6 protein-coding genes are annotated in these 4,031 nt (G+C 46.1%); 4 read left to right on the plus strand and 2 right to left on the minus strand.

Translation table 11 applies throughout. The features are described 5' to 3' along the window. Positions 1–232 precede the first annotated feature (232 nt). Together CAG68_RS16035 and CAG68_RS16040 are read left to right on the plus strand one after the other, a co-directional pair. The gene (locus CAG68_RS16035; protein ID WP_005378877.1) at positions 233–787 is read left to right on the plus strand and encodes a TMEM165/GDT1 family protein; all 555 of its coding nucleotides are present in this window, start codon (positions 233–235) and stop codon (positions 785–787) included. A 160-nt stretch (positions 788–947) separates the two neighbouring features. Then, a complete protein-coding gene (locus CAG68_RS16040) occupies positions 948–1,208 on the plus strand; it encodes a hypothetical protein (RefSeq protein ID WP_005378878.1) in 261 nt (86 codons plus the stop codon). A gap of 44 nt (positions 1,209–1,252) precedes the next feature. On the opposite strand, the gene tusA is transcribed toward CAG68_RS16040, so the two are convergent. Further along, the gene (gene tusA / locus CAG68_RS16045; RefSeq protein WP_033906598.1) at positions 1,253–1,501 is read right to left on the minus strand and encodes a sulfurtransferase TusA; all 249 of its coding nucleotides are present in this window, start codon (positions 1,499–1,501) and stop codon (positions 1,253–1,255) included. Between the two features lie 133 nt (positions 1,502–1,634). On the opposite strand from tusA, the gene CAG68_RS16050 reads away from it, so the two are divergent. Together CAG68_RS16050 and CAG68_RS16055 are read left to right on the plus strand one after the other, a co-directional pair. Next, entirely contained in the window at positions 1,635–1,817 is a 183-nt protein-coding gene (locus tag CAG68_RS16050) for a hypothetical protein (protein WP_005378880.1), read from the plus strand. Positions 1,818–1,985: 168 nt separating this feature from the next. Beyond that, the gene (locus CAG68_RS16055) at positions 1,986–2,930 is read left to right on the plus strand and encodes a LysR family transcriptional regulator (RefSeq protein WP_017821924.1); all 945 of its coding nucleotides are present in this window, start codon (positions 1,986–1,988) and stop codon (positions 2,928–2,930) included. Between the two features lie 52 nt (positions 2,931–2,982). Here the strand turns inward: CAG68_RS16055 and acuI are convergent, their stop codons facing one another. Then, positions 2,983–3,963, minus strand: coding sequence for an acrylyl-CoA reductase (NADPH) (gene acuI / locus CAG68_RS16060; protein WP_054730021.1), 981 nt, complete (start codon positions 3,961–3,963; stop codon positions 2,983–2,985). Positions 3,964–4,031: the final 68 nt, after the last annotated feature.

The raw sequence follows: 4,031 nt of genomic DNA on the forward strand, positions 1-4,031 counted from the left end.
GCGCAACAAAGGTGGCTAGAATTGCGCCTGTCTTTGGGGAGTAGCTTACCTGATGAAGTTTCTGTTTCATCTGGTTCGTCCGTCAACATAATTGGTGCAAAATCACCATGGCGTTCGAGACTTGAAGCCTTTCAAGTTTAGCAAGACCTTAGACAAATCATCACGAACCGGGGTAGGGGCGTGAGGTTTGTCTTCGGTTAAAAATAATAATCCCTGCCCCAATGAGCATGTCGTGAGCGTTTTAGCTATTTCAATTACTACTGTAGCGTTAGCAGAAATTGGCGATAAGACCCAATTGCTATCTCTATTACTTGCAAGTCGTTACCGAAAACCAATCCCAATTATTGCAGCAATCTTTTTGGCAACTATTGCCAACCACGCTTTGGCTGCATGGTTAGGTGTGGTTGTCGCAGACTATCTATCACCTGAGATTTTAAAGTGGGTGCTGGTGGTCAGTTTTGTCGCGATGGCGGCTTGGGTTCTGATCCCGGACAAACTGGATGATGACGAGCAGATTTCTAATCGAGGCCCATTTATTGCCAGCTTTATCGCGTTCTTCGTTGCGGAGATAGGCGATAAAACTCAGATCGCCACTTCCATCTTAGGGGCGCAATACGCGGATGCGTTAAGTTTGGTGATTATCGGTACCACAATCGGTATGCTGCTGGCGAATGTACCTGTGGTCCTGATTGGTAAATTGTCGGCCGACAAGATGCCTTTAGGGCTGATCCGTAAAATCACCGCATTTTTGTTTATTGCTCTGGCAATAGGGGCTGCACTGTTCTGATTTTTTGCACGTGAAATGATGTGAGTTATCAATCATTAGTGGCGTGCTGCGCGAGTTCAAACTCTGACTCTAAATCGTTCCGTTGCGTGACGGATGACATATAAGTGTCATACTTGTCATGGTAGTTTAATGGTGTGAATGATAGCGAGAGGGCAAGTTTATGCTTACACGTTACATGGGGATGTCCCCGAAGAGTCAGAGTTATTTATTCACTTTTGGTTTAGCGCTGTGTTTACTAGCGATGGTGCTAACTGATATGTGGTTACCGATTGTAGCAGGATCGTTCGTCCTTACTGGATTGACAGTAGAAGCGTGGATTCGTGTCGCTCACATCATTCCTATGCATGAAGAGATGCGGGCAATGAAGAAACAACTTAACAAGCTCCAATCAGAAGTTCGCACACTCGAATACGACGAATAAACAAACGGCAGCCAATATAGGCTGCCGTTTTTAGTTCGACCAGATTATTCCAATCCTTTCTTGATCAGGTACTGATACGGAACTTGCTCCGTTTGTGCCGCAACTAACTGGTGGTCCATAAAGCGGCAGAAACTCGGAATGTCTCGAGTCGTGGATGGATCGTCTGCTTTGACCAGCAAAATCTCACCATCTTGCATGTTGCGAATTGTCTTCCTGACCATCATCACTGGCTCTGGGCAGCGCAGTCCTTGCGCCTCTAATGTCTTGTTTGCCAGTTCAGGATTAAAGCTCATAGTGTGATTCTCGTAACTAACTGAGCGTTGAATTTTACTTTCGTTGAAAAAATATTCAATAACCACTTGGCAAACCGAATTTTTTGTTTTACCTTAAATTAACAATTTGGTAACAACTGGCAAGGGAGAGGCAATGTTAACAGCGTTAGACAGACTTACGATTTACTCAGTGCTGTGTTTTATCTCGTTCTGTGCATTGGTACTTAGGACGCCAGCTGACACCTCTTTGACGCCTCTCGTAGGCATGGTTGCCACTATTATTGGGATTTGGATCGAGATGCGCAGATGGTCTGGCGCATCTGAGCAAGAAAATTAGCGCTTCTTGCTTGGATCAGAATGCTTTTAATAACGCTCACCTATTTTTTACCGACACTTCATTCCGACACTATCCCCATTTTTCTTGGGCTTCCCCGCTGAAAGGCGGGATTTTTTTTGCCTAAAGAGTACAATTTACCCAAACACATACAAAATAAGTGGCTAATTCGTGGAACTGGAAGATATCTATCGCCGAGATTTAAATTTACTGGTTGCGTTGCGAGTACTGATAGAAGAAAACAGTGTCAGTAAGGCGGCAACACGTCTGAACTTGAGTCAATCGGCAATGAGTCGTGTGCTTGGTCGTCTACGCGACTTATTGGGAGACCCGCTGTTTACTCGTCAGGGACAGCATTTGATCCCAACTCAGAAAGCGTTAGAGATCGATCGCTCATTGGGCGAGCCATTAGAGTCTTTACGTCAGTTGTTATCTCCGGTTGAGTTTGACCCATTGCAATGCGTACAGACTTTCAACATCGTGACCACCGATTATGCCATGCAAACGATATTACCGTTCGCTTTGCCGAGAATTTACCAAGAAGCACCAAATGTGTCTTTCAACTTCTTACCACTGCAACACGACCGTTTATCAGATCAGCTCACTTATGAAGGTGCAGACTTAGCGATTTGTCGCCCGACAGGCCCGGTGGAGCCTCTACGCAGTGAAGTGTTGGGGCGAGTGGGGGTGCTGTGTATGCTTTCAAAACAGCATCCATTAGCGAATAAAGAAATGAGCTTGGATGATTATCTGAGTCATCCACATGCCATGATCGCCATCAGTGATGGTGTTAAGGCACTGATCGAACAAGCTTTGATGGAGAAACCTAAGCGTAAAATGGTTCTGCGGGCTTATCATTTAGAAGCCGCATTGGCGATCATGGATACCTTGCCAATTATCATCACAGTGCCAGCGGACTTGGCGTATCTGGTTGCCGAGCGTTATGACTTGGTGGTGAAACCGTTACCATTCCAATTCACGCCGTTTGAATACTCGATGATTTGGCATGCGCGTTGCGAGCATTCTCCCGCTCAAGAATGGTTAAGAACGATTGTGCGTGAAGAGTGTAGCCGTCTGATAGCTAAACGTATCGAAGATATGGGACTGAACTGCTAACAAAAAAGAGCCAGCAATGCCGGCTCTTCGTCTGTTTACACTGAGTCAGTGTTTATAGCTTGATAACCACACGACCCGTTACTTGACCGTTGGTGATGTCTTCTGCATATTTCGGTGCTTCAGTAAGAGCAACTTCAGTACACGCTTGCTCGAAGTAGCTGTCTGGTAGTAGCTCGACCAGCTTTTCCCATGCTGCGATACGTTTCTCTGTTGGGCACATTACTGAGTCCACACCTTGTAGGCGAACATTACGTAGGATGAACGGCATCACTGTGGTTGGTAGATCAAAACCACCTGCAAGACCACAAGCTGCAACTGCACTGTTGTAATCCATTTGCGCCAATACTTTAGCCAGTACTTTGCTGCCTACAGTATCAACCGCACCTGCCCATACTTGCTTTTCAAGTGGACGTGCTGGTTCTTCAAATTCAGTACGGTCGATGATGCGGCTAGCACCTAGTTTTTCAAGTAGCGGGCCATTTTTTTCTACACGACCTGTCACTGCAGCAACTTTGTAGCCAAGCTGTGCTAGAAGCGTTACTGCGACTGAGCCTACACCGCCACTTGCGCCAGTTACAAGGATTTCACCATTTTCAGGTTTGATGCCTGCATCAAGCAGTGCTTGAACACATAGCATGCCAGTGAAGCCAGCAGTACCAACCATCATTGCTTTCTTGCTGTCTAGACCTTTTGGTAGTGGTACTAGCCAATCTGCTTTTAGACGAGCACGCTGAGACATACCACCCCAGTGGTTTTCACCCACGCCCCAGCCAGTAAGGACAACTTTGTCACCAGCTTGGTAGCGGTCGTCTTCTGAGCTTACTACCGTACCTGCTAAGTCAATACCTGGCACCATCGGGAAGTTACGGATGATTTTACCTTTACCTGTGATCGCAAGGCCGTCTTTGTAGTTTAACGATGAGTAATCAACGTCAATCAGAACGTCGCCTTCAGGCAGTTGTGTTTCATCGATTTGCTCGATGTTAGCGATAGTACGTTTGTCTTCTTGATTTAGAACTAGAGCATTAAACATAAGGTTCTCCGATTGTGCGGTAGCATGACTCTGGGTCACATGCAGCAAGATATCAACTGGTCTAAGTG

Origin of the sequence: Vibrio sp. V42_P2S4T144 (genome assembly GCF_009904715.1) — a bacterium.
Taxonomy (GTDB): domain Bacteria; phylum Pseudomonadota; class Gammaproteobacteria; order Enterobacterales; family Vibrionaceae; genus Vibrio; species Vibrio alginolyticus.